The sequence below is a fragment of the Streptomyces europaeiscabiei genome (assembly GCF_036346855.1).
GTDB classification, from domain to species: domain Bacteria; phylum Actinomycetota; class Actinomycetes; order Streptomycetales; family Streptomycetaceae; genus Streptomyces; species Streptomyces europaeiscabiei.
In genome coordinates, this window is record NZ_CP107841.1 from 6371362 (window position 1) to 6395667 (window position 24306).

17 protein-coding genes are annotated in these 24306 nt (G+C 67.5%); 15 read left to right on the forward strand and 2 right to left on the reverse strand.

Annotated elements, in window-relative coordinates; genetic code table 11:
- The first annotated feature begins 108 nt into the window (after window positions 1-108).
- From OG858_RS27910 to OG858_RS27980, 15 genes are all read left to right on the forward strand, one after another.
- Window positions 109-978, forward strand: a complete 870-nt coding sequence (locus OG858_RS27910; protein WP_086747320.1) for a hypothetical protein — start codon at window positions 109-111, stop codon at window positions 976-978.
- An 80-nt stretch (window positions 979-1058) separates the two neighbouring features.
- Window positions 1059-1973 carry a LolA-like protein gene (locus tag OG858_RS27915; RefSeq protein WP_179200872.1) on the forward strand — a complete coding sequence of 305 codons (915 nt, stop codon included), beginning with the start codon at window positions 1059-1061 and terminating at the stop codon, window positions 1971-1973.
- Window positions 1974-2266: 293 nt separating this feature from the next.
- Window positions 2267-2797: a 50S ribosomal protein L10 gene (rplJ, locus tag OG858_RS27920; RefSeq protein WP_037694056.1), complete on the forward strand. Its 531-nt coding sequence runs from the start codon at window positions 2267-2269 to the stop codon at window positions 2795-2797.
- Window positions 2798-2923: 126 nt separating this feature from the next.
- Window positions 2924-3307, forward strand: a complete 384-nt coding sequence (gene rplL / locus OG858_RS27925) for a 50S ribosomal protein L7/L12 (RefSeq protein ID WP_086747319.1) — start codon at window positions 2924-2926, stop codon at window positions 3305-3307.
- Between the two features lie 647 nt (window positions 3308-3954).
- Window positions 3955-7440: a DNA-directed RNA polymerase subunit beta gene (gene rpoB / locus OG858_RS27930; protein WP_086747318.1), complete on the forward strand. Its 3486-nt coding sequence runs from the start codon at window positions 3955-3957 to the stop codon at window positions 7438-7440.
- Window positions 7441-7534: 94 nt separating this feature from the next.
- Window positions 7535-11434, forward strand: a complete 3900-nt coding sequence (locus OG858_RS27935; protein WP_086747317.1) for a DNA-directed RNA polymerase subunit beta' — start codon at window positions 7535-7537, stop codon at window positions 11432-11434.
- A gap of 177 nt (window positions 11435-11611) precedes the next feature.
- Complete coding sequence (locus OG858_RS27940; protein ID WP_319316673.1) at window positions 11612-12169, forward strand: DUF1707 and DUF4190 domain-containing protein; 558 nt, start codon at window positions 11612-11614, stop codon at window positions 12167-12169.
- Window positions 12170-12456: 287 nt separating this feature from the next.
- Window positions 12457-12828, forward strand: coding sequence for a 30S ribosomal protein S12 (gene rpsL, locus OG858_RS27945; RefSeq protein ID WP_003948652.1), 372 nt, complete (start codon window positions 12457-12459; stop codon window positions 12826-12828).
- A 2-nt stretch (window positions 12829-12830) separates the two neighbouring features.
- Complete coding sequence (rpsG, locus tag OG858_RS27950; RefSeq protein WP_005481264.1) at window positions 12831-13301, forward strand: 30S ribosomal protein S7; 471 nt, start codon at window positions 12831-12833, stop codon at window positions 13299-13301.
- 39 nt (window positions 13302-13340) lie between these two features.
- On the forward strand, window positions 13341-15467 hold the full coding sequence (gene fusA, locus OG858_RS27955; RefSeq protein ID WP_037694086.1) for an elongation factor G: 2127 nt from the start codon (window positions 13341-13343) through the stop codon (window positions 15465-15467).
- Between the two features lie 155 nt (window positions 15468-15622).
- The gene (gene tuf, locus OG858_RS27960) at window positions 15623-16816 is read left to right on the forward strand and encodes an elongation factor Tu (protein ID WP_037694088.1); all 1194 of its coding nucleotides are present in this window, start codon (window positions 15623-15625) and stop codon (window positions 16814-16816) included.
- Window positions 16817-17044: 228 nt separating this feature from the next.
- The gene (locus OG858_RS27965) at window positions 17045-17596 is read left to right on the forward strand and encodes an RNA polymerase sigma factor (protein WP_086747316.1); all 552 of its coding nucleotides are present in this window, start codon (window positions 17045-17047) and stop codon (window positions 17594-17596) included.
- Window positions 17593-18168, forward strand: a complete 576-nt coding sequence (locus tag OG858_RS27970) for a hypothetical protein (protein ID WP_086747315.1) — start codon at window positions 17593-17595, stop codon at window positions 18166-18168. Before OG858_RS27965 ends, OG858_RS27970 begins: the two co-directional genes overlap by 4 nt.
- Window positions 18169-18336: 168 nt before the next feature.
- Window positions 18337-21477: a glycosyl hydrolase 115 family protein gene (locus OG858_RS27975; RefSeq protein ID WP_328544306.1), complete on the forward strand. Its 3141-nt coding sequence runs from the start codon at window positions 18337-18339 to the stop codon at window positions 21475-21477.
- A 14-nt stretch (window positions 21478-21491) separates the two neighbouring features.
- Window positions 21492-22616 carry an endo-1,4-beta-xylanase gene (locus OG858_RS27980; RefSeq protein ID WP_328544305.1) on the forward strand — a complete coding sequence of 375 codons (1125 nt, stop codon included), beginning with the start codon at window positions 21492-21494 and terminating at the stop codon, window positions 22614-22616.
- Window positions 22617-22628: 12 nt separating this feature from the next.
- Here the strand turns inward: OG858_RS27980 and OG858_RS27985 are convergent, their stop codons facing one another.
- Both OG858_RS27985 and OG858_RS27990 read right to left on the reverse strand, forming a co-directional pair.
- Complete coding sequence (locus OG858_RS27985) at window positions 22629-23228, reverse strand: Uma2 family endonuclease (RefSeq protein ID WP_328544304.1); 600 nt, start codon at window positions 23226-23228, stop codon at window positions 22629-22631.
- A 52-nt stretch (window positions 23229-23280) separates the two neighbouring features.
- Window positions 23281-24165 (reverse strand): helix-turn-helix domain-containing protein, encoded by an 885-nt coding sequence (locus OG858_RS27990; RefSeq protein WP_327744855.1) that lies wholly within the window; start codon window positions 24163-24165, stop codon window positions 23281-23283.
- Between the last annotated feature and the right edge of the window lie 141 nt (window positions 24166-24306).

The window sequence follows — 24306 nt, forward strand, 5'->3', positions numbered from 1 at the left end:
CTCGTCCCTTTTCGGCATACGGGCCGTTCTGGCATACGGCTGGGCATACGCGCGCGAGTGTGCTGCCCTGGTGTGCGGGGCACGGCAACTCCCTGGGGGTGGGAACGGATGACCAGCACGACCAGGCGCCGCCGTACGGTCCTGTCGTTCGTGGTGGCGGCCGCGATGACCGGGGTGGCGGCCTGCGGATCCCCGGAGCCGGGCGAGGGCGGCGAAGACGATCCCTTCGCGGCACTGAAGCTCGCGGACAGGTCCACCGGCGACGCCGACTCGTCGCGGATCGAGTCCACCGGGGACATGGGCGACCTGATGTCCATCGAGGCGGACGGAGAGGTCGACTGGGCCGACGGCCTCGACGGCACCATGACCATCACGTACACCGGGGGCCAGGCGGCCGACCAGATGCGCCGGCTCGGCATCACCTCGACGGAGGCCCGCTATCTGCCCGACGCCTACTACGCGGACATGGGCGACCTCTTCGCCGGACAGTACGGCGGCAAACGGTGGATCAGGTACGCGTACGAGGACCTGGACGAGATGATCGGCGGGGCCTCCGGCGCCTACGCGCGGGAGCACTTCAAGAGCGTCACGCCGAACCAGTCCGTACGGCTCCTGCTGGCCTCCGGAGACGTGGAGAAGGTCGGTGAGGAGGACGTGCGGGGGGAGAGGACCACGCACTACGCGGGCACGGTGGACGTCGCCGACATCCAGGAGCGGAACGCGCACCTCGGCGAGGGGGCACGGGCCGAGCTGGAGGAACAGCTGAAGGCGTCCGGCATCACGACCGCGGACATCGACCTCTGGATCAACGACGACGACCTGCTGGTCAAGAAGGTGGAGAAGGCCGACACCGCGAACGGAGTGGTGAACTCCACGGTCCACTACAGCGACTACGGCACAGCCGTCTCCACCGAGGAGCCGCCGGCCGACCGGACCGTCGACTACAAGGACCTGATGAGCTCCCTGCCGGCGAACTGAAATCGCACGACAACCGCGCACGGCGGCGCTAGTCTCCCTGCCGTCCCACAGGGGTGGGGCGTGAGGTTCCAGGGGGACACATGAGGTTGGCCGCACACGGCTCCGTACGTCGTCGCAGAGCCGTCGGCATCGCCGTCGTGGCCGCGCTGCTGGGCGGTGCCACCGCCTGCGGCACGGAGGCGGAGGAGGCGCCCGGGACGAAGCCGAACGCGACGCCCGCCGAGGCTGTGGCCCGGGCGGCGCTGAGGACGGCGGACATCACCTCGCTGCGGTACCGGGTGACCGGGACCCTGCCCGAGGAAGGGAAGGTGCGGGCCGAGGCCTCCATGGAGGTGAAGCCGTCGGTCATGGGGATGGAGCTCACCGGGCTCGGCGACGGCGAGGACAAGCCCGTGAAGATCCGGTTCGTGGACGGGGCCATGTACACCGAGGGGGACACGACGGTCCTCGGAGACACGGACGGGAAGCGCTGGATCAAGGCGGAGCCGGCGTCCTGGGGCGGCCTCTCCGTGGACAACCGGTCCTATGGCGTGCTGCCCCGCCAACTGGAGGGCAGCCCGCTCGTCCAGTCCACGATCCTGGTCGGCGCCAAGGACGTCGAGGAAGTCGGCACCGAGAGCGTCGAGGGCGCTGCGACCATCCACTACCGGGGCACGGTCACGAACCAGGGACTGAAGGACGCCCAAAGTGCCGCCAAGGGCAAGGAGACCTGGGAGCTCCGGACCCACAGCCGCGACCAGTTCATGAGCCTGCGCCTGCGCGTCGGCAGCGCACTGGCCATGGACCTGTGGGTCGACGAGGACGGCCGGGCCAAGCAGTTCCGGCTGCGGGGGCGGACCAGTGCGCTGGACGGCGACGGGCGCTGGGCCGACACCGGCCCGCTCGACCTGACCTACACCTTCCTGGACGTCGGCCGGCCGGTGACCGTCGACACCCCGGCGGCCGAGGACACCGTGGACCTCGGGGAGCTGGTGGACGGGGCCGGAGCGGGCTGAGCGGCCGCCCCCGGGACCGGATTTGCTTGACAGGGATACGGTCCCGTACTCTTCCGAAGAAGCCAAAGACCGCTGGTCGTCGCCGTGTGCTTGTGAGAGGGCACGGTGGCCGAAGGATCCGCTGAACTGCGGACGACCCGCGCAGGTGACTGTGGAAGTTGCTCCTGGTCCGGTTCCGTCTTCGTACGGAATTCGTCCGGTCGAGCCACGCCCCGAGCGCCTGCGCCGGGGCGTTTCGTTTTCCCCAGCCCCTTCCGAGCGGTCCTCATCACCCGGAAGGAGGCCGACGCTCTATGGCAAGGCCCGACAAGGCTGCCGCGGTGGCCGAGCTCACGGAGCAGTTCCGTAGCTCGAATGCCGCCGTGCTGACCGAGTACCGGGGTCTCACCGTGGCGCAGCTCAAGACGCTGCGTCGTTCGCTCGGTGATGACGCCCAGTACGCCGTGGTGAAGAACACGCTGACCAAGATTGCGGCCAACGAGGCCGGGATCTCGACGCTCGACGACCTGTTCAACGGTCCGACGGCAGTCGCCTTCATCACCGGTGACCCGGTGACGTCGGCGAAGGGTCTTCGTGACTTCGCCAAGGACAACCCCAACCTCGTCATCAAGGGCGGTGTCCTTGACGGCAAGGCGCTGTCCGCCGACGAGATCAAGAAGCTTGCGGACCTCGAGTCCCGCGAGGTTCTGCTCTCCAAGCTGGCGGGTGCCTTCAAGGGCAAGCAGTCCCAGACTGCCTCCCTCTTCAAGGCGCTTCCCTCGAAGCTCGTCCGCACCGTGGACGCCCTTCGCGCCAAGCAGGACGAGCAGGGCGGTGCCGAGTAACTCGGCTCGCGAAATGACCGCCGCCTGAGGCTCCGCGCCCGAGGCAACGGTCGTAGCGGGCCGATCGTACGCCCGCCAGACATGTACATACCGGCACCAGCCGAATTAGTGGAAGGATCGCCCATCATGGCGAAGCTCAGCCAGGAAGACCTGCTCGCGCAGTTCGAGGAGATGACCCTCATCGAGCTCTCCGAGTTCGTGAAGGCGTTCGAGGACAAGTTCGACGTCACCGCTGCCGCCGCCGTCGCCGTCGCCGCCCCGGGTGCCCCCGGCGCCCCGGCCGACGCCGTCGAGGAGCAGGACGAGTTCGACGTCGTCCTCACGGGCGCCGGCGAGAAGAAGATCCAGGTCATCAAGGTCGTGCGTGAGCTGACCTCCCTGGGCCTGAAGGAGGCCAAGGACCTCGTGGACGGCGCTCCGAAGCCCGTTCTCGAGAAGGTCGCCAAGGAGGCCGCCGAGAAGGCTGCCGAGTCCCTCAAGGCCGCCGGCGCCTCCGTCGAGGTCAAGTAAGGCCTCGCTGGTCCGCCAGCTCTCCTGGATCCGCGAGGATCCGTGCGGGACGGTTCCGGGGCGAGTGTCAAAAACTCGTTCGAGGCTGTAACGCAAACGTACCGAAGGGCGATCACCCAACTGGGTGGTCGCCTTTCGGCGTTCGGGGACGTCGAGTGACGGCTGCCTTGCACTGCCGGTGGCGACGAGTATGGTGATCTTCGTTGTGCCTCCGACGCCCTGGGTGACGAGCCGCGAGTGACGATCGCGGCACCCGGATCGGGTATGAGGGGCCTTGACGAACTGCACGCAGCGCGCAATTCTCAGGACGCGTCGTCACACCGATCCGAACTCCGAGGCATGGATCGACGGCGAAGAGGGCAGTATCAACGTGCATTGAGGGCGTGGGCTTGCGTAGGTGTCGAGAACAACGAGGGTCTCAAAAAACCCGCACTGGACATCAGTGTGCCAAGTGGCTACACTGACCCTTTGCGCTGCCTGTTAGCTGTCCCCTGCCCGTCACCAGGGGCATGCCCTCACTTGAGCATCGACGAACAGACCATTCCTGACCTGGCCCTATCCGTCAGTTCAGGAACTGCCTGCTCTCTTTGCACAGGAGAGGGGCCGGTACGCGCGTAGTGAGTCCGAGCCCTCGGAAGGACCCCCTCTTGGCCGCCTCGCGCAACGCCTCGACCTCGAATACGAACCCAGCCGCCAGCACTGCCCCGCTGCGCATCTCTTTTGCAAAGATCAAGGAGCCTCTCGAGGTTCCCAACCTGCTCGCGCTGCAGACCGAGAGCTTCGACTGGCTGCTCGGCAACACCGCCTGGCAGAGTCGGGTCGAGGAGGCTCTGGAGAACGGACAGGACGTCCCCACCAAGTCCGGTCTGGAGGAGATCTTCGAGGAGATCTCCCCGATCGAGGACTTCTCCGGGTCGATGTCTCTGACGTTCCGCGACCACCGTTTCGAGCCGCCGAAGAACAGCATCGACGAGTGCAAGGACCGCGACTTCACGTACGCGGCCCCGCTCTTCGTCACGGCCGAGTTCACCAACAACGAGACCGGTGAGATCAAGTCCCAGACGGTCTTCATGGGCGACTTCCCGCTCATGACCCACAAGGGCACCTTCGTCATCAACGGCACCGAGCGTGTCGTGGTGTCGCAGCTGGTCCGTTCGCCCGGTGTCTACTTCGACTCCTCGATCGACAAGACGTCCGACAAGGACATCTTCTCCGCCAAGATCATCCCGTCCCGGGGTGCCTGGCTGGAGATGGAGATCGACAAGCGCGACATGGTCGGTGTCCGTATCGACCGCAAGCGCAAGCAGTCCGTGACCGTCCTCCTCAAGGCTCTCGGCTGGACCACCGAGCAGATCCTGGAGGAGTTCGGCGAGTACGAGTCCATGCGCGCCACCCTGGAGAAGGACCACACCCAGGGTCAGGACGACGCGCTGCTCGACATCTACCGCAAGCTGCGTCCGGGCGAGCCCCCCACGCGTGAGGCCGCGCAGACGCTTCTGGAGAACCTGTACTTCAACCCGAAGCGCTACGACCTCGCGAAGGTCGGCCGTTACAAGGTCAACAAGAAGCTGGGTGGGGAGGCTCCGCTCAACGCGGGCGTCCTGACCGTCGAGGACGTCATCGCGACGATCAGGTACCTGGTCAAGCTGCACGCCGGCGAGACCGAGACGACCTCCGACAACGGCACGTCGATCGTCGTCGAGACCGACGACATCGACCACTTCGGCAACCGTCGTCTGCGCAGTGTCGGCGAGCTCATCCAGAACCAGGTCCGTACGGGTCTGGCGCGTATGGAGCGTGTCGTCCGCGAGCGCATGACGACCCAGGACGTCGAGGCGATCACGCCGCAGACCCTGATCAACATCCGGCCGGTCGTCGCCTCCATCAAGGAGTTCTTCGGCACCAGCCAGCTGTCGCAGTTCATGGACCAGAACAACCCGCTGTCGGGTCTCACCCACAAGCGCCGTCTGTCGGCTCTTGGCCCCGGTGGTCTCTCCCGTGAGCGGGCCGGCTTCGAGGTCCGTGACGTGCACCCGTCCCACTACGGGCGCATGTGTCCGATCGAGACGCCCGAAGGCCCGAACATCGGTCTGATCGGTTCGCTCGCCTCCTACGGCCGCGTCAACGCGTTCGGTTTCGTGGAGACGCCGTACCGCAAGGTCGACGGGGACGTCGTCACCGACGAGGTCGACTACCTGACGGCCGACGAAGAGGACCGGTTCGTCATCGCGCAGGCCAACGCCACGCTCGACGACGACATGCGCTTCACCGAGAACCGCGTCCTGGTCCGCCGTCGTGGCGGCGAGGTCGACTACGTCCCCGGTGACGACGTGGACTACATGGACGTCTCGCCGCGCCAGATGGTGTCGGTCGCGACCGCCATGATCCCGTTCCTCGAGCACGACGACGCCAACCGTGCCCTCATGGGCGCGAACATGATGCGTCAGGCCGTGCCGCTCATCAAGAGCGAGGCCCCGCTCGTCGGCACCGGCATGGAGTACCGCTCCGCCGTCGACGCCGGCGACGTGGTCAAGGCCGAGAAGGCGGGTGTGGTCCAGGAGGTCTCCGCGGACTACATCACCACCACCAACGACGACGGCACGTACATCACGTACCGCCTGGCCAAGTTCGCCCGCTCCAACCAGGGCACCTCGGTCAACCAGAAGGTCATCGTCAACGAGGGCGACCGGATCATCGAGGGCCAGGTCCTGGCCGACGGTCCGGCCACCGAGAACGGCGAGATGGCGCTGGGCAAGAACCTGCTCGTGGCGTTCATGCCGTGGGAGGGTCACAACTACGAGGACGCGATCATCCTGTCGCAGCGCCTCGTGCAGGACGACGTCCTCTCCTCGATCCACATCGAGGAGCACGAGGTCGACGCCCGTGACACCAAGCTCGGCCCCGAGGAGATCACCCGGGACATCCCGAACGTCTCCGAGGAGGTCCTCGCCGACCTCGACGAGCGCGGCATCATCCGTATCGGTGCCGAGGTCGTCGCCGGTGACATCCTCGTCGGCAAGGTCACGCCCAAGGGTGAGACCGAGCTGACCCCCGAGGAGCGTCTGCTCCGCGCGATCTTCGGCGAGAAGGCCCGTGAGGTCCGTGACACCTCGCTGAAGGTGCCGCACGGCGAGATCGGCAAGGTCATCGGCGTCCGCGTCTTCGACCGCGAGGAGGGCGACGAGCTTCCCCCCGGTGTGAACCAGCTGGTGCGCGTGTACGTGGCGCAGAAGCGCAAGATCACCGACGGTGACAAGCTCGCCGGCCGTCACGGCAACAAGGGTGTCATCTCGAAGATCCTGCCGATCGAGGACATGCCGTTCCTGGAGGACGGCACCCCGGTCGACATCATCCTCAACCCGCTGGGTGTGCCGTCCCGAATGAACCCGGGACAGGTCCTGGAGATCCACCTCGGCTGGCTCGCCAGCCGCGGCTGGGACGTCTCCGGTCTCGGTGAGGACTGGGCGCAGCGCCTGCAGGTCATCGGCGCCGACCAGGTCGCCCCGGGTACCAACGTCGCCACCCCGGTGTTCGACGGTGCGCGTGAGGACGAGCTCGCGGGTCTGCTGAACCACACCATCCCGAACCGCGACGGCGAGCGCATGGTGCAGCCGACCGGCAAGGCGAGGATGTTCGACGGCCGCTCCGGCGAGCCGTTCCCGGACCCGATCTCCATCGGTTACATGTACATCCTCAAGCTCCACCACCTGGTCGACGACAAGCTGCACGCTCGGTCGACCGGTCCGTACTCGATGATCACCCAGCAGCCGCTGGGTGGTAAGGCCCAGTTCGGTGGCCAGCGCTTCGGTGAGATGGAGGTGTGGGCGCTGGAGGCTTATGGCGCCGCGTACGCCCTCCAGGAGCTGCTGACCATCAAGTCCGACGACGTCACCGGCCGCGTGAAGGTCTACGAGGCCATCGTCAAGGGCGAGAACATTCCCGAGCCCGGCATCCCCGAGTCCTTCAAGGTTCTCATCAAGGAGATGCAGTCCCTGTGCCTCAACGTGGAGGTGCTGTCCTCGGACGGCATGTCCATCGAGATGCGCGACACCGACGAGGACGTCTTCCGCGCTGCGGAGGAGCTTGGCATCGACCTGTCCCGGCGTGAGCCGAGCAGCGTCGAAGAGGTCTGACGGGAGTTCGGAGGCCTTCGTGACGAAGGCCTCCGGCCCCAGGACCCCCGTATCAGACCCCATGACTTACAACCCTGAGAGGGATTGACGCATAGTGCTCGACGTCAACTTCTTCGACGAGCTCCGGATCGGTCTGGCCACCGCTGACGACATCCGTCAGTGGAGCCACGGCGAGGTCAAGAAGCCCGAGACGATCAACTACCGCACGCTCAAGCCCGAAAAGGACGGACTCTTCTGCGAGAAGATCTTCGGTCCGACCCGGGACTGGGAGTGCTACTGCGGCAAGTACAAGCGTGTCCGCTTCAAGGGCATCATCTGTGAGCGCTGTGGCGTCGAGGTCACGCGCGCCAAGGTGCGCCGTGAGCGGATGGGCCACATCGAACTGGCCGCTCCCGTCACCCACATCTGGTACTTCAAGGGCGTTCCGTCGCGGCTGGGCTACCTGCTCGACCTCGCCCCGAAGGACCTGGAGAAGGTCATCTACTTCGCGGCGTACATGATCACGTACGTCGACGAGGAGCGCCGCACCCGCGACCTGCCCTCCCTGGAGGCGCATGTCTCCGTCGAGCGGCAGCAGGTCGAGAACCGTCGCGACGCCGACCTCGAGGCCCGCGCCAAGAAGCTCGAGACCGACCTGGCCGAGCTCGAGGCCGAGGGTGCCAAGGCCGACGTGCGCCGCAAGGTGCGCGAGGGCGCCGAGCGTGAGATGAAGCAGCTGCGCGACCGTACGCAGCGCGAGATCGACCGTCTCGACGAGGTGTGGACCCGGTTCAAGAACCTCAAGGTCCAGGACCTGGAGGGCGACGAGCTCCTCTACCGCGAGCTGCGTGACCGCTTCGGCACGTACTTCGACGGTTCGATGGGTGCCGCGGCGCTGCAGAAGCGCCTGGAGTCCTTCGACCTGGACGAGGAGGCCGAGCGCCTCCGCGAGATCATCCGCACCGGCAAGGGCCAGAAGAAGACCCGTGCGCTCAAGCGCCTCAAGGTCGTCTCCGCGTTCCTGCAGACCAGCAACAGCCCCAAGGGCATGGTGCTCGACTGCGTGCCGGTCATCCCGCCGGACCTCCGCCCGATGGTGCAGCTGGACGGTGGCCGCTTCGCGACCTCCGACCTGAACGACCTGTACCGCCGTGTGATCAACCGGAACAACCGACTGAAGCGGCTTCTCGACCTCGGCGCGCCCGAGATCATCGTGAACAACGAGAAGCGCATGCTCCAGGAGGCCGTCGACGCGCTGTTCGACAACGGTCGTCGTGGCCGTCCGGTCACCGGTCCCGGTAACCGCCCGCTGAAGTCCCTCAGCGACATGCTGAAGGGCAAGCAGGGTCGATTCCGTCAGAACCTGCTCGGCAAGCGTGTGGACTACTCCGCGCGTTCCGTAATCGTCGTCGGTCCGCAGCTGAAGCTGCACCAGTGCGGTCTGCCGAAGGCGATGGCGCTGGAGCTCTTCAAGCCGTTCGTGATGAAGCGGCTCGTGGACCTCAACCACGCGCAGAACATCAAGTCCGCCAAGCGCATGGTGGAGCGCGGCCGCACCGTCGTGTACGACGTCCTCGAAGAGGTCATCGCCGAGCACCCGGTGCTGCTGAACCGTGCTCCCACCCTGCACCGCCTCGGCATCCAGGCCTTCGAGCCGCAGCTGGTCGAGGGCAAGGCCATCCAGATCCACCCGCTCGTCTGCACCGCGTTCAACGCGGACTTCGACGGTGACCAGATGGCTGTGCACCTGCCGCTCTCCGCGGAGGCGCAGGCCGAGGCCCGCATCCTGATGCTGTCCTCGAACAACATCCTCAAGCCCGCCGACGGCCGTCCGGTGACGATGCCGACCCAGGACATGGTCCTCGGTCTGTTCTTCCTCACCACCGACGGCGAACTGCGTGACACCAAGGGCGAGGGGCGTTCGTTCGCCTCCACGGCCGAGGCGATCATGGCGTTCGACGCCGGCGAGCTCGCGCTGCAGTCCCAGGTGGACATCCGCTTCCCGGTGGGCACCATCCCGCCGCGTGGCTGGATGCCGCCGGCGCGCGAGGAGGGCGAGCCGGAGTGGCAGCAGGGTGACAGCTTCCGGCTGAAGACCACGCTGGGCCGCGCGCTCTTCAACGAGCTGCTGCCCGAGGACTACCCGTTCGTCGACTACTCGGTGGGCAAGAAGCAGCTCTCCGAGATCGTCAACGACCTGGCCGAGCGCTACCCCAAGGTCATCGTGGCGGCGACGCTCGACAACCTGAAGGCGGCCGGCTTCTTCTGGGCGACCCGTTCCGGTGTCACCGTGGCCATCTCCGACGTCGTCGTTCCCGAGGCGAAGAAGGAGATCGTCCGCGGGTACGAGGCGCAGGACGAGAAGGTCCAGAAGCAGTACGAGCGCGGTCTGATCACCAAGGAAGAGCGCACGCAGGAGCTCATCGCGATCTGGACCAAGGCGACCAACGAGGTCGCCGAGGCGATGAACGCGAACTTCCCCAAGACCAACCCCATCTTCATGATGGTTGACTCGGGTGCCCGAGGAAACATGATGCAGATGCGGCAGATCGCCGGTATGCGTGGTCTGGTGTCGAACGCGAAGAACGAGACCATCCCGCGTCCGATCAAGGCCTCGTTCCGTGAGGGCCTGTCCGTGCTTGAGTACTTCATCTCCACGCACGGTGCCCGTAAGGGTCTGGCGGACACCGCCCTGCGTACCGCCGACTCGGGTTACCTGACCCGTCGTCTGGTGGACGTCTCGCAGGACGTCATCATCCGCGAGGAGGACTGCGGCACCGAGCGTGGTCTGAAGCTGCGGATCGCCTCGAAGGACGAGACCGGGGTCCTGCGCAAGGCCGAGGACGTCGAGACCAGCGTCTACGCCCGCATGCTCGCCGAGGACGTCGTCATCGACGGCAAGGTGATCGCGCCGGCCAACGTGGACCTGGGCGACGTGCTCATCGACCAGCTCGTGCACCACGGTGTCGAGGAGGTCAAGACCCGCTCGATCCTGACCTGTGAGTCCAAGGTCGGCACGTGTGCCATGTGCTACGGCCGCTCCCTGGCCACCGGCAAGCTGGTCGACATCGGTGAGGCGGTCGGCATCATCGCCGCCCAGTCCATCGGTGAGCCCGGTACCCAGCTGACGATGCGTACCTTCCACACCGGTGGTGTGGCCGGTGACGACATCACGCAGGGTCTGCCGCGTGTCGTCGAGCTCTTCGAGGCCCGTACGCCGAAGGGTGTCGCCCCGATCTCCGAGGCGGCCGGTCGCGTCCGCATCGAGGAGACCGAGAAGACCAAGAAGATCGTCATCACGCCGGACGACGGCAGCGACGAGACGGCGTTCCCGATCTCGAAGCGCGCCCGTCTGCTGGTGAGCGAGGGCGAGCACGTCGAGGTGGGCCAGAAGCTCACCGTGGGTGCCACCAACCCGCACGACGTGCTGCGCATCCTGGGTCAGCGTGCCGTCCAGGTCCACCTGGTCGGCGAGGTCCAGAAGGTCTACAACTCGCAGGGTGTGTCGATCCACGACAAGCACATCGAGATCATCATCCGGCAGATGCTCCGCCGCGTGACGATCATCGAGTCCGGCGACGCCGAGCTGCTGCCCGGTGAGCTGGTCGAGCGTTCGAAGTTCGAGACCGAGAACCGTCGTGTGGTCCAGGAGGGCGGTCACCCGGCCTCCGGTCGTCCGCAGCTGATGGGTATCACCAAGGCCTCGCTGGCGACGGAGTCCTGGCTGTCGGCCGCCTCCTTCCAGGAGACGACCCGAGTGCTGACGGACGCGGCGATCAACGCCAAGTCCGACAGCCTCATCGGCCTCAAGGAGAACGTCATCATCGGTAAGCTCATCCCGGCCGGTACGGGTCTGTCCCGCTACCGCAACATCCGGGTCGAGCCGACCGAGGAGGCCAAGGCCGCGATGTACTCGGCCGTCGGCTACGACGACATCGACTACTCGCCGTTCGGCACGGGCTCCGGCCAGGCCGTCCCGCTGGAGGACTACGACTACGGTCCGTACAACCAGTAGGCGAGCGGTAGCAGTTGCTTGAGTTGAGGGGCGGTCACCTTCGGGTGGCCGCCCTTCGGCGTGGGGTACGGGTGTTCGGTGTGGCAGAACCGGGACGAAACTGGGGCAGGGAACCCGTGCCCAGGGCCGGGCGTTGGAGCATCATGGAGGGACAACCAGTCCGGGGGAGTGTTTCTCGTGTCGAACCCGTCGTGGCAGCCGATGCCGTGGCAGCAGGCGCAGGGCAACAGCCCTTCTCTGCTCGCCGCACATGCCGACCGTGAGCGTGCCGTGGATGTGCTGAAGGCGGGCTTCAGCGAGGGCCGCCTTCCGCAGGACGAGTACGAGAGGCGCGTGGAGAGGGCCTACAAGGCCCGCACAGTGGGGGAACTGGCCCTGCTGGTCGCGGACCTGCCCCAGGGCCCCTCAGGGATGCAGCCGACCGCGATGGCGGCCCCGATGGCTCCCATGGTTCCGAGAACCTTCATGCCGGCGCCCGCACTGCCCCCGCCGACCAACGGCAAGGCCGTCGGCTCGATGGTGTGCGGTGTCCTCACCACCATGACGCTGGGCCTCACCGGCATTCCGGCGGTCGTCCTCGGCCACACCGCCCGCGCCGAGATGAAGCGCACCGGCGAGGGCGGCGAGGGCTTCGCCCTGGCCGGTCTCATCCTGGGCTGGCTCTCCGTGGCGGGCTGGGCCTTCTTCCTCATGATCATGATGATCGCGGGGGTGTCGTCGAGCAGCGGAGTCTGAGCCCCGCGGCGGTGCCCGTCGGCGCGGAAGCGACCGCCCTTAAACCCCCGCCTGTCCATTTGTTTTGACCATAGCGAATGAGGTAGGTACGCTCAGACCTTGTGCCTGGGGTGTGCCCTGGCTCCCGTGCGTGCCTTCAACCGCACAGGGGGAGCCGCAGCGGCCACCGTATTCTGCGCTCTTTCTGCCTCGCGGCGGGAGTCTGCAGTTTCGACACACCCGACCGCGTGGGTCGGCGAATGTTCCAGGTTAGCTTCACCATTCGGCACACAGAAACCGGAGAAGTAGTGCCTACGATCCAGCAGCTGGTCCGGAAGGGCCGGCAGGACAAGGTCGAGAAGAACAAGACGCCCGCACTCGAGGGTTCGCCCCAGCGTCGCGGCGTCTGCACGCGTGTGTTCACGACCACCCCGAAGAAGCCGAACTCGGCCCTGCGTAAGGTCGCGCGTGTGCGTCTGACCAGCGGGATCGAGGTCACTGCTTACATTCCGGGTGAGGGACACAACCTGCAGGAGCACTCCATCGTGCTCGTGCGCGGCGGCCGTGTGAAGGACCTGCCCGGTGTTCGCTACAAGATCATCCGCGGTTCGCTTGACACCCAGGGTGTCAAGAACCGCAAGCAGGCCCGCAGCCGCTACGGCGCCAAGAAGGAGAAGTAAGAATGCCTCGTAAGGGCCCCGCCCCGAAGCGCCCGGTCATCATCGACCCGGTCTACGGTTCTCCTCTTGTCACCTCGCTGATCAACAAGGTGCTGCTGAACGGCAAGCGCTCCACCGCCGAGCGCATCGTGTACGGCGCCATGGAGGGCCTGCGCGAGAAGACCAGCAATGACCCGGTCATCACGCTGAAGCGCGCTCTGGAGAACATCAAGCCGACCCTCGAGGTCAAGTCCCGCCGTGTCGGTGGTGCGACGTACCAGGTTCCGATCGAGGTCAAGCCCGGTCGTGCCAACACGCTCGCGCTGCGCTGGCTGGTCGGTTACTCCCGCGCCCGTCGCGAGAAGACCATGACCGAGCGTCTGCTCAACGAGCTTCTCGACGCCTCCAACGGCCTCGGTGCCGCTGTGAAGAAGCGCGAGGACACCCACAAGATGGCCGAGTCCAACAAGGCCTTCGCGCACTACCGCTGGTAGTCGCTACCCCCATCGAGACCGAGAGAAGACCGAAGCCTTATGGCTACCACTTCACTTGACCTGGCCAGGGTCCGCAACATCGGGATCATGGCCCACATCGACGCGGGCAAGACGACCACCACCGAGCGGATCCTCTTCTACACCGGCGTCAGCTACAAGATCGGTGAGGTCCACGACGGCGCCGCCACCATGGACTGGATGGAGCAGGAGCAGGAGCGTGGCATCACGATCACCTCTGCTGCCACCACCTGTCACTGGCCGCTCGAGGACGACGACTACACGATCAACATCATCGACACCCCGGGGCACGTCGACTTCACGGTCGAGGTGGAGCGTTCGCTCCGCGTGCTCGACGGTGCCGTCACCGTGTTCGACGGTGTCGCCGGTGTCGAGCCGCAGTCCGAGACGGTGTGGCGTCAGGCCGACCGCTACGGCGTGCCGCGCATCTGCTTCGTGAACAAGCTGGACCGTACCGGCGCCGAGTTCCACCGTTGTGTGGACATGATCTCGAGCCGCCTGGGTGCCGTCCCGCTCGTCATGCAGCTGCCGATCGGCGCCGAGATGGACTTCAAGGGCGTTGTGGACCTGGTCCGCATGAAGGCGCTCGTGTGGTCCGCCGAGGCCGCCAAGGGCGAGATGTACGACGTCGTCGACATCCCGGCCACGCACACCGAGGCTGCCGAGGAGTACCGCGGCAAGCTGGTCGAGGCCGTCGCGGAGAACGACGACGAGATCATGGAGCTGTTCCTGGAGGGCCAGGAGCCCACCGAGGAGCAGCTGTACGCCGCGATCCGTCGCATCACCATCGCGACCGGCAAGTCCGACGGCGTCACGGTCACCCCGGTGTTCTGTGGCACCGCGTTCAAGAACAAGGGCGTCCAGCCCCTGCTCGACGCGGTCGTGCGCTACCTCCCGACCCCGCTCGACGTCGAGGCCATCGAGGGCCACGACGTGAAGGACCCGGAGCTGGTCGTCAAGCGCAAGCCGTCCGACGACGAGCCGCTGTCGGCGCTGGCGTTCAAGATCATGAGCGACCCGCACCTCGGCAAGCTCACCTTCGTCCGGATCTACTCCGGTCGCCTGGAGTCCGGCACCGCCGTGCTGAACTCCGTCAAGGGCAAGAAGGAGCGCATCGGCAAGATCTACCGTATGCACGCGAACAAGCGTGAGGAGATCGAGTCGGTGGGCGCCGGCGACATCGTCGCCGTCATGGGCCTCAAGCAGACCACCACCGGTGAGACGCTGAGCGACGACAAGCAGCCGGTGATCCTGGAGTCCATGGACTTCCCGGCGCCGGTCATCCAGGTCGCCATCGAGCCCAAGTCCAAGGGTGACCAGGAGAAGCTGGGTGTCGCCATCCAGCGTCTCGCGGAGGAGGACCCCTCCTTCCAGGTCCACTCGGACGAGGAGACGGGCCAGACCATCATCGGTGGTATGGGCGAGCTGCACCTCGAGGTGCTGGTCGACCGTATGCGCCGTGAGTTCAAGGTCGAGGCCAACGTCGGCAAGCCGCAGGTCGCCTACCGTGAGACGATCCGTAAGGCCGTCGAGCGCGTCGACTACACGCACAAGAAGCAGACTGGTGGTACCGGCCAGTTCGCCAAGGTGCAGATCGCGATCGAGCCGATCGAGGGCGGCGACGCGTCGTACGAGTTCGTGAACAAGGTCACCGGTGGCCGTATCCCGAAGGAGTACATCCCTTCGGTGGACGCCGGTGCGCAGGAGGCCATGCAGTTCGGCATCCTCGCCGGGTACGAGATGACGGGCGTCCGCGTCATTCTTCTCGACGGTGGCTACCACGAGGTCGACTCCTCCGAGCTCGCCTTCAAGATCGCCGGTTCGCAGGCCTTCAAGGAGGCCGCGCGCAAGGCGTCCCCCGTGCTCCTTGAGCCGATGATGGCCGTCGAGGTCACCACGCCCGAGGACTACATGGGTGAGGTCATCGGTGACATCAACTCCCGCCGTGGTCAGATCCAGGCCATGGAGGAGCGGGCCGGTGCCCGCGTCGTGAAGGGCCTCGTGCCCCTCTCGGAGATGTTCGGCTACGTCGGAGACCTCCGCAGCAAGACCTCGGGTCGCGCAAGCTACTCGATGCAGTTCGACTCCTACGCCGAGGTTCCGCGGAACGTCGCCGAGGAGATCATCGCGAAGGCCAAGGGCGAGTAACGCACAGCGTTCGCACGCTTTAGGCTTGACTCCGGAGCCTCAGGGGGCAAACACCCGCAAACACGGGTGTTTGCCCAAGGACCCGGACTTTCCAGCAAAGATCACCTGGCGCCGATGAAGTAAGGCGTACCAGAACCACTCCCAGGAGGACCCCAGTGGCGAAGGCGAAGTTCGAGCGGACTAAGCCGCACGTCAACATCGGCACCATCGGTCACATCGACCACGGTAAGACGACCCTCACGGCCGCCATTACCAAGGTGCTGCACGACGCGTTCCCGGACCTGAACGAGGCCTCGGCGTTCGACCAGATCGACAAGGCTCCCGAGGAGCGCCAGCGCGGTATCACGATCTCGATCGCGCACGTCGAGTACCAGACGGAGACCCGTCACTACGCCCACGTCGACTGCCCCGGTCACGCGGACTACATCAAGAACATGATCACGGGTGCGGCGCAGATGGACGGCGCCATCCTCGTTGTCGCCGCCACCGACGGCCCGATGCCGCAGACCAAGGAGCACGTGCTCCTGGCCCGCCAGGTCGGCGTTCCGTACATCGTCGTCGCGCTGAACAAGGCCGACATGGTGGACGACGAGGAGATCCTGGAGCTCGTCGAGCTCGAGGTCCGTGAGCTGCTCTCCGAGTACGAGTTCCCGGGCGACGACCTGCCGGTCGTCAAGGTCTCGGCGCTCAAGGCCCTTGAGGGTGACAAGGAGTGGGGCCAGTCCGTCCTCGACCTGATGAAGGCCGTCGACGAGAACATCCCGCAGCCCGAGCGTGACGTCGACAAGCCGTTCCTGATGCCGATCGAGGACGTCTTCACGATCACCGGTCGTGGCACCGTCGTCACCGGCCGTATCGAGCGTGGTGTCCTCAAGGTCAACGAGACCGTCGACATCGTCGGTATCAAGCAGGACAAGACCACCACCACGGTCACCGGCATCGAGATGTTCCGCAAGCTGCTCGACGAGGGCCAGGCCGGTGAGAACGTCGGTCTGCTCCTCCGTGGCATCAAGCGCGAGGACGTCGAGCGCGGCCAGGTCATCATCAAGCCCGGTTCGGTCACGCCGCACACCGAGTTCGAGGCCCAGGCCTACATCCTGTCCAAGGACGAGGGTGGCCGCCACACGCCGTTCTTCAACAACTACCGCCCGCAGTTCTACTTCCGTACGACGGACGTGACCGGCGTGGTGACCCTCCCCGAGGGCACCGAGATGGTCATGCCCGGCGACAACACGGAGATGAAGGTTGAGCTCATTCAGCCCATCGCCATGGAAGAGGGCCTGAAGTTCGCCATCCGTGAGGGTGGCCGGACCGTGGGCGCCGGCCAGGTCATCAAGATCACGAAGTGATCTTGAACTGACCCGGTAGGTCTCAGGACCCGGTCGGGTCCGAGGACTCGGTAGTTCTCTGGAGAGGCCCGTACGACTTCGGTCGTACGGGCCTCTTCTGTTTCCCTCAGCGCCCTTGTAACGCCTTTCCCGCCCCGGTCCAAGTACAAGTGACAGCACGACCGACCACGGGAGGTACGTACCTTGGCACCGGACAGCAGAAGCCGCGGCGGTCCGCCGGGAGGCAGCATGTACGATCCGGCGGCCTTCGAGGTGTTCTACCGCCGTCATGTCGACGCCGTCACCCGCTTCATGGCCCGGCGGGTCACCGATCCGCACACCGTCGCCGATCTCACCGCCGAGACCTTCCTCGCGGTGATCGACTCCGCCCGCACGTACCGCCCCGACCTCGGGAGCGAGACGGCCTGGCTCTACGGCATCGCGCGCAACGTGGTCGCGGCGGAGGCGCGGCGCAGTGCACGGCAGAGCGCGCTCGGCGGCCGGATGGCCGGCCGTCGGCTGCTGGAGGCCGACGACATCGGCCGACTGGAGGACAAGCTCGACGCCGAGGCGGCCGGACGGCGGGCGCTGGCCGCGCTGGACGGGCTCCCCGAGGGTGAGCGCGCGGTCGTCGAACTCGTCGCCGTCGACCAGTTGAGCGTCTCCGAGGCGGCCGCGGCGCTCGGGATACGCAAGGTCACGGCGCGCGTACGGCTGCACCGGGCCAGGCGGACGCTGCGCTCGGCAACGGTGGTCAGTGATCATCCGGCAGGGCTCAGCTACGCAGGGGGAGAGGCATGACGACGAGGACGACGAAGACCTTCGAGGACCGGCTGCTGGACGAGCTCCAGCGGGAGATCGCGCTGCGGGCCGAGGATGTGCCCGAGCCCGTGATCCGCCGCACGATCACCACGCGGCGCGCGCTCGTCGCCCTCGCGGCGTGCGTCGCGGCGGCGGGGGTGGTGGTCGGGCTGCCGTCGTCGACCGGTGGGGCGCAGGCGTACGCGGTGGAGCGGAACGACGACGGCACCGTCACCGTGACCGGTGAGGAACTCGCAACCTGGGAGCACCGGGGCGAGCTGGCAGAGCAACTGCATGACGTGGGCATTCGGACGAGTTTCGACAGGCCCAGGAGCGGCTACGTCTGTGCGAAGCCGCGTGGCGAGACGCCGGGGCCGGAGAAGGTCACGGATCCGGGCGCTCTCTGGACGTACACCCTGCGTCCCGGCGACACTCTGGTCTTTGAGGACCCGGAGCCGATCAAGGACTCGGTCAGCCCGGCCGGGGTCATGTACGTGGTCAAGGGGAAGGCGAAGCCCTGCCGGGAGGTGCCCTATGAGGGGTTGGCGGAATTCGAGGCGTCCTTGAAGTGATGCGGCCGAGTGGCCCGCACGGCGCCGACCGTGCGGGCCGCTCCGGGGCTTCGGTCTTCGAAACTATTCGGCGCGTACGACCCGTTGTCCCCTCGCTTCACTCCCTCCACCATTTGTCATGGCGCTGAGCAAATTCAGCCTTCGGGATGACCGGTCGAGGGGTGGGGCATGTCCGCGGACGTCAGCCGTAGAACCGTTCTGGGAGCGGGCGCAGGTCTCGCCGTCTTGCCCGCCCTGCCGGGGGTGGCGCGGGCGGAGGAGGTGTCGGCGGAGGGTGTGTCGGGCGGGCCGCGGGTCACCGACCCCGGTGCGTACATCTCCTTCACCGGCGGGGCGTTCGCGCTGGTCGGGGCCCCGGTCGTGGTCAGCCCCGAGGATCACCCCGGAGTCGTACGGGCCGCGGGGGATCTGCGGGACGACATCGAGCGGGTGACGGGGGAGCGGCCCGGGAGCGCGATGGCGGCCGAGGTCGTGCTGGTGGGGACCATCGGCCGGAGTCCGCTGATCGACGGGCTGATCGCCGCCGGGAAGCTGGATGTCGGCGGGGTGCGGGGTGAGTGGGAGACCTCGTTGCAGACGGTCGTCGATCGGCCGATGCCCGGGGTGAAGCGCGCCTTCGTCGTCGCGGGCAGCGATCCGCGGGGCACGATCTTCGGGGCGTACGACGTCTCGTACGGCCTCGGTGTCTCTCCCTGGTACTGGTGGGACGACGTGTCGCCGGTCCACCGGGAGGCGGTGTACGTGCGGGCGGGCCGCTTCAGCCAGGGGACGCCGGCCGTGAAGTACCGGGGCGTCTTCATCAACGACGAGAACCCGGCGCTCGGGACGTGGGCGCCGGCGTACTTCGGGCCCGGGAAGGCGCCGGGGCATCCCGGGGGCTTCAACGCGGACTTCTGGGCGAAGGTCTTCGAAGTGTTGCTGAGGCTGAAGGGGAACTACGTCTGGCCGGCGGTGTGGGGGCGGGCCTTCGCCGAGGACGATCCGGAGAACCACGCGCGGGCGAAGGAATACGGGATTGTCATGGGCACGTCGCATGAGGCGCCCATGATGCGGGGGATCGAGGAGTGGAACCGGCACGCGGTCCCTGCGGTGCGGGACGGCGCGGGCAAGGTGGTGACCCCCGGACGGGACCCCTACGGGGGTACCGGGGAGTGGTCGTACCGCCGGAACGCCGAGGCCGTCAGGGCGTACTGGCGGGACGGCATCAAGCGGATGGTGGAGCAGGACTTCGAGGGTGTCGTCACGCTGGGCATGCGGGGGAACGGCGACACCAGCCTGCCCGACGGCGACGGCATCGAGCTGATGCGGGAGATCATCGATACCCAGCGGCGGATCATCGCGGAGGTGACCGGCCGCCCGGCGGAGGAGACCCCGCAGGTGTGGACCCTCTACAAGGAGGTCCAACGGTACTGGGACCGGGGGCTGCGGGCGCCGGACGATGTCACGGTCGTCCTCACGGACGACAACTGGGGGAACATCCGTAAGCATCCGGACCCGGGGGAGCCCGTACGACCCGGGGGTTACGGGTTGTACTACCACTTCGACTACGTCGGTGTCGGGCGCAACTACAAGTGGGTCGACACGGCGAACCTCGCGAATCTGTGGGAGCAGCTGCACCAGGCCGACGCGTACGGCAACCACGGTCTGTGGGTGGTGAACGTCGGCGACTTGAAGGGGAACGAGCTGCCGACCGAGTTCTTCCTGAACTACGCCTGGAATCCGAGGCGTTGGGGCCTGGAGAACCTGGGGGAGTGGGAGCGGGGGTTCGCTCGGCAGAGCTTCGGGGCGGAGGTGGCGGCGGAGGTCGCCGAGGTGCTGAGTGAGTACGGGCAGCTGCAGGCCCGCCGCAAGCCCGAGCTGCTGAACCGCCGGATCACCCTTGACGAGACGAAGGACCCCACCAAGGACGAGCGGGCGATCGTCTACGACGACCAGGAGACGCCCTTCTTCTTCGGCCACCGGGAGCTGGAACGCGTCACGGAGGAGTGGCGGGCGCTGGCGAAGCGGGCGGAACGGGTGGGGAGGCGGCTTCCCGCGGCCGTTCGGGACGCGTGGTTCGAGCTGGTCGGGTACGCGGTGCTGGCGACGGCGAACCTGTACGGGCTGCGGGCGGCCGAGTTCGAGAACCTGCTGTACGCGGGTCAGGGGAGGGCGGCGACGAACGACCGGGCTGAGGCTGCCGAGGCGGCACTGGCACGGGACTTCGCGTTGGCCCGTCGCTTCAACTCCGAGGTGGCGGGCGGGAAGTGGCGGGGTTTCCAGACGCAGCCGCACATCGGGTACGGGGATGTGGAGCGCTACGGCCCGAACGCCGGGTGGCAGCAGCCGGAGCGGAACAACGTGGCGCTGCCGGACGAGATCTTCCCCAAGGTGCGGCGGATCGAGGTGCCTCAGGCCGCGGAGCTGGGGGTGGCGGTCGACGGGGCGGACGACTCGGGGCAGTGGTGGCCCGGATCGGCGACGGAGGCGGTCCTGCCGGTCTTCAGCCCGTATCAGACACGTCCCCAGCAGTACGTGGAGATCTTCAACCGGGGGCGTACGCCCTTTTCATACCGGATCGAGTCGTCGGTGCCGTGGCTGGTGGTGGAGCGGTCGCGGGGGCGGGTCGAGGAGCAGGTGCGGGTGGCGGTCCGGGTGGACTGGGGGCGGGTGCCCGCGGGGGGTGCCGAGGCTTCGTTGCGGGTGAGCGGGGCCGGGGCCTCGGTCACGGTGAAGGCCGTCGCGGCGAAGCCGTCGGCGCGCCAGGCGCGGAAGCTGCGGGGGTTCGTCGAGGCGGGCGGGTACGTGGCGATCGACGCGGAGCACCACGCGCGGGCGGTGGGGTCGCCCGACGGGCGGGTGCGCTGGCGCCGGATCGAGCGGATCGGGCGCACCGGCGCGGGGGTGACGCCGTGGCCGGTGACGGCAGCCCGGCAGGTGCCGGGGGGTGACGGGCCGCGCCTGGAGTACGAGGTCGGCTTGGTGTCGGCCGTGGACGAGGTGACGGTCCTGGCGTACGTCTCACCTCGGAACCCCGCGTTGGCCACGGGCGGGCTGCGGTACGCCGTGTCCTTCGGCGCCGGCGCTCCTCAGGTCGTCGACATCAACGCCGTCACCGGGGCCGACGACGGGCTGATGAACAAGCAGTGGGCACGGAACACCTCGGACAACGTGAACGTGACGGCGACCCGGCACGCGATCACCGGGCCCGGGGTGCACCGCCTGACGTTCTGGATGGTCGACCCGACGGTGGTGCTGCAACGGCTGGTGATCGACACGGGCGGACTGACGCCGACATATCTGGGGCCGCTGGAGAGCCACCGAATCTGAGAGAGGGACCACGGATGACGCACATGAACCGCTTCCGCTTCCGCTTCCGTACGCCCGTGCTCGCGCTGGTCGCCGGGGCGCTGCTGTCCACGGCGGTGGCCGTGCAGCCGGCCTCGGCACATGACCCGTACGGCTCGTCCGGCCTGTCCGACGCGTCCGGCCAGTCCGGCCAGTCCTTGAGGAAGCTCGCCGACCGGGCCGGCGTACGCATCGGCACCGCCGTGGACATGAACGTGTTGGCCGAGGACCGCACGTACCGCCGGACGACCGCACGCGAGTTCGACTCGGTGACCGCCGAGAACGCCATGAAGTGGGAGTCGGTGGAGCCGCAGCGGGGCGTCTACGACTGGAAGCAGGCCGACGGCCTCGTCCGCTACGCCCGCGCCCACGGGCAGGTCGTCCGCGGCCACACCCTCGTCTGGCACAGCCAGTTGCCGGCCTGGCTGACGTCCGGTGTGGCGGACGGGTCGATCGGCTCGGCGGAGCTGCGGGGCATTCTGCGCAAGCACATCACGACGGAGGTGAAGCGGTACAAGGGGAAGATCCAGCAGTGGGACGTGGTGAACGAGGTCTTCGAGGAGGACGGCAGCCTGCGGAACTCGATCTGGCTGCGTGAACTGGGGCCGTCGTACATCGCGGACGCTTTCCGCTGGGCCCACGCCGCCGACCCGAAGGCGAAGCTCTTCCTCAACGACTACAACGTGGAGGGCGTCAACGCGAAGTCCACGGCGTACTACGAACTGGCGAAGCGGTTGCGTGCTCAGGGCGTGCCCGTGCAGGGCTTCGGCGCTCAGGGCCACCTCGCGATCCAGTACGGCTTCCCGGGGCAGGTCGCCGAGAACCTCGCCCGCTTCGGGGCGCTGGGGATGCGGACGGCGTTCACCGAGGTGGACGTGCGGATGATCCTGCCGGTGGACGAGACGAAGTCGGCGACCCAGGCGAGCTACTTCCGGGGGCTGTTGGACGCCTGTCTGGGGGCGCGGAGCTGCACGTCGTTCACGGTGTGGGGGTTCACGGACCGGTACTCGTGGGTGCCGGGGGTCTTCGACGGCCAGGGGGCGGCGACGCCGATGGACGAGGAGTACGGGCGGAAGCCGGCGTACGGGGCGCTGCGGGAGGGGCTGGCGGCGGGGAGGTGACCGGCGTCGCCCTCAGCCCTTGTCCGGGTATCGGGGCAGGTTCTCCGTGGAGATGGTCCAGTCGGCGACGGTGACGTCCTCGCCGTAGACGAAGTCCTTGCGGGTGGCGTAGCGCGGGCCGTCCGGGGTGGCGTGGATGTCGGTGAGGACGGCGCCTTCGCCGCTGCGGGGGTCGAAGACCGCGTACACGGGGATGCCGAGCAGCGGGTAGTCGCGCATCTTGGCGACCCAGTCGTTGTCGGGGTTGGAGCGGGAGACGACCTCGACGGCGGCGTGAATCGTGCGGGGATCGAAAGTTCCCTCGACCTCCATGTCGGCTTCGGCGATCACCATCACGTCGGGCCGTCGCATGATGCCTTCGGCTTCGCCCTCCACGTCCGGCTCACCGGTATGGGCCACGATCTCCTCCGGCATCACCCTTTCCAGGCGCTTCCGCAGGCGCAGCACGGTGAGCTCGTGCGGGCCGACGGGCGCCAGCATGTCGTGAACGATCCCTTCCTTGGTGATCTCGAACTTGCCGGGGAGTGTGTCGTCCATCGACTGAACGAAGTCCCGCATGGCCCGGTAGAGGTGGGAGGAGCCGTGCTGTGCGTTGTCCGGCACGATGGTCATGGCGCTCGCTCCTCGTCGTCTGTGCCCGGGGGCAAGGATCGTCACGTTCATGCTAGGCGTCCTCCATGAGGTCGGGCGTGGTGTGGTCGGGCCCGCAGTCGCGGCAGCGGCTCCCCTTCGGGCCCCGGAAGCCGCGGTCGCAGCCGTCGCAGTTCGTCATCTCGTAGTGAACGGATGGCGGTGACGCCGGCGCTCGGAACGGCGGCAGGGGCGGCAGCTGCGCCACGAGCCGGTGGGCCAGGAGGGCGGCCGGGCGGTGGAGCGGTTCGTTCGGGAGGTCGCCGGTCAGGGCGTCGCGTACGGCGGTGGGGGTGAGGTCGCGCTCCAGCCAGGCGGCCACGCCCGGCGCGAGGTGGGCGGTGTCGCAGGCCGACAGCAGGAGGCGGGGGTCCGCGCGGCGCAGGTCGGCGAGGAGGTCGGTGGCGGTCTGGAGGAGGGTGGGGGAGCGGTAGGCGGGCTGGGGGACGGAGGGGAGGGGCTTGCGAGGTGCCTTCTGCTGCCGGGGCGCGCGTGCCGGGCGTACGGGCTCGCTCTCCGCGTGGTCCTTGCCGCGACCGGGCTGGTTGCAGGAGATCGTGCGGGTGATGATCCGGCCGCCGGGGACGCGTTCGCGCTCGCGGCGCAGATAGCCGTGGGCTTCGAGTTCGCGCAGGGCGGCGGCGATACGGGTCGTGCCCTCCGCGAAGCGGCCGGCGAGCGTCTTGATGTCGACGCGGGCGCCCTTGGGCAGCGACTGGATGTGCGCGGCCAGCCCGATCGCGACGAGCGACAGCTCGGGGTGCTGGGCGAGGTGGTTGCCGATCACGGTGAAGCGGGTCGTGTGACGGGAGTGGTCGTGCGTCAGACCGCCGCCGTACGGGCTCTGCCGTTTCGGGTGCTTGTTGTCGGCAAGCCGGGCCTGGGCGCGCGAGGGCGCGCTAGGGTTCTGCGTATCCATCGGGAAGGTGCTTTCTTCCTTGGTGGTCAGGCCCTCGCACTGGGATTGCCGTCCCGGCGGGGGCCGTCGTATGTCTGCGGTTGTTGTGCGGTTGCGGTGTCCTGCTGCGCTGAGAGTAAGGGCATCAACCGGCCCCGAATC

Excerpts from the sequence above, each read along its gene's own strand:
- OG858_RS27910 (WP_086747320.1), top strand. The coding sequence starts at position 109 with ATGACCAGCACGACCAGGCGCCGCCGTACGGTCCTGTCGTTCGTGGTG.
- OG858_RS27915 (WP_179200872.1), top strand. The coding sequence starts at position 1,059 with ATGAGGTTGGCCGCACACGGCTCCGTACGTCGTCGCAGAGCCGTCGGC.
- rplJ (WP_037694056.1), top strand. The coding sequence starts at position 2,267 with ATGGCAAGGCCCGACAAGGCTGCCGCGGTGGCCGAGCTCACGGAGCAG.
- rplL (WP_086747319.1), top strand. The coding sequence starts at position 2,924 with ATGGCGAAGCTCAGCCAGGAAGACCTGCTCGCGCAGTTCGAGGAGATG.
- rpsG (WP_005481264.1), top strand. The coding sequence starts at position 12,831 with ATGCCTCGTAAGGGCCCCGCCCCGAAGCGCCCGGTCATCATCGACCCG.
- fusA (WP_037694086.1), top strand. The coding sequence starts at position 13,341 with ATGGCTACCACTTCACTTGACCTGGCCAGGGTCCGCAACATCGGGATC.
- OG858_RS27965 (WP_086747316.1), top strand. The coding sequence starts at position 17,045 with ATGTACGATCCGGCGGCCTTCGAGGTGTTCTACCGCCGTCATGTCGAC.
- OG858_RS27970 (WP_086747315.1), top strand. The coding sequence starts at position 17,593 with ATGACGACGAGGACGACGAAGACCTTCGAGGACCGGCTGCTGGACGAG.
- OG858_RS27975 (WP_328544306.1), top strand. The coding sequence starts at position 18,337 with ATGTCCGCGGACGTCAGCCGTAGAACCGTTCTGGGAGCGGGCGCAGGT.
- OG858_RS27980 (WP_328544305.1), top strand. The coding sequence starts at position 21,492 with ATGACGCACATGAACCGCTTCCGCTTCCGCTTCCGTACGCCCGTGCTC.
- OG858_RS27985 (WP_328544304.1), bottom strand. The coding sequence starts at position 23,228 with ATGACCATCGTGCCGGACAACGCACAGCACGGCTCCTCCCACCTCTAC.
- OG858_RS27990 (WP_327744855.1), bottom strand. The coding sequence starts at position 24,165 with ATGGATACGCAGAACCCTAGCGCGCCCTCGCGCGCCCAGGCCCGGCTT.